Here is a 1,629-nt window from a genome sequence, read left to right on the forward strand (position 1 = left end):
ACCGCGGCCACCGACGAGCGCCTGCAGGCAGCGGAGGCCGCCGACGCCGAAGCGCGGGCGGCGCTGGGCGCCCAGCCCGATGTCGCGCCGCTCGCCGCGGCCCGTTCGGATGCCCGCACGCTGTATGCGTTGTGCGAGGCGCAGCGGAAGGCCGCGCCGGAGCAGGCCGCTCGCCACGCGGAGCTGAAAGCCGCGCGCACGGCCTTGGCCGCCGCCGACACCGAGCTCGCCGCGGCGAAGACCGCGGTGGCCGAAGCCGAGCAGGCCGGTCAGGCGCTGGTGCTGCGGGCCGGGCTCGCCGTCGGGCACTCGTGCCCGGTGTGCGAGCAGGAAGTGACGGCCCTGCCGGACGCCGGCGGCCACGCCCACCTCGCCGAGGCTCGCGAACGCCTCGACCGCGCCGAACGCGGCCGGTCGTCGGCCGAATCGGGCGTGCGCAAGCTGGAACGGGCCGTGGACCGCGACGCCGACGCCCGCGCGTCGGCGGCGGCGCAGGCGGAAGAACTCCGCGCGGTGCTCGCCGAGGTCGACGGCCCGCCGGAGTCGGCGCCCCTGCTGCGGCCGGTCGAGGCGTCCTTCTCCGGGCCGGACTACGCGGATCTCGTCGCCGCCGTCCGCGAACGGGGTGAGTGGCTCTCGGCGACGATCGAGGGCCGCACCCGGGTCGCCGAAGCCGCGCGCGCCGCCGACGCGGAACTGGCCGCGGCTCGCGCCGAACGCACGAAGGCCCAGCAGGAGGCCGAGGTCGTGGCGAAGTCGTTCGCGGCGGCCCGCGAGGCCTTGCGGGCCGCCCGCGATCCCCTGGTGGAGCTGGGAGCGCCGGCGCTCGACGGCGACGACGTCCCGGCGGGGTGGCAGCGCCTCACCACGTGGGCAGCTTCCGCGCTGGACGAACGGCGCACCGCGCTGGCCGCCCTCGAAGCGGCCGCCGAAGCGGCGGGCAAGGAAGCTGTCGTGGCGGCCGAAGATTTCCGGACCGCCGAGCGGGACGCCGAGCAGCGGCGCACCCGGGCGGTCGACGCGGGGCTGGCCGAGCAGGCGGCGCGCACCGAGCTCGCCACCGCCCGGCAACGGCAGGCGGACCTGGTGGCGACCCTCGACGGCGCACCGGCCGCCGACGTGGTCACCGAGCAGCTCGCCCGCGTCGCGGAACTCGAGCAGGCGGCGAAAACGGCGGACGCCGGGCTGAGGACGGCCCGCGCGGCCGCGAAACAGGCCGCCGACAACCAGGCGGGCATCGCGCAGGAGGTCGACGCCGCGCGGCAGCGGCTGTCGCGGGCGCGCGACCCGCTCGTCGGCCTCGGCGCGCCGCCGATCGACGCTCTTTCGGGGATCCGGGTGGCGGAGCCCCCAGCCCAGGGCGAAGCCTCGGTTCCCACAGCCGGTGAAAGTCTCCTCGCCGCCTGGACCGCGCTCACGGATTGGGCCGCCGGCCAGGCGAAGGACCACCGCGAGCGGCTGGCCGTCGCGGAGACCGCCGAGGGCGAAGCCGCGGAAGCGTTGCAGGCGGCCGAACGCGCGGTGGCCGACGACGTCACCGCCCTCGGCGTCGCGCTGCCCGAGGGGCCGGTGCGCGACCGCGTCCCGGTCGCCGTCGCGGCCGCCCGGGCCCGCGCCGAAGCCGACCAC

At 78.1% G+C, this 1,629-nt stretch carries 1 pseudogene; it reads left to right on the forward strand.

The features are described 5' to 3' along the window. Window positions 1–1,629 (forward strand): annotated as a pseudogene (locus ACWEVN_RS47855) (AAA family ATPase); the annotation flags it as partial.

This window comes from Amycolatopsis sp. NPDC003861 (assembly GCF_053605405.1).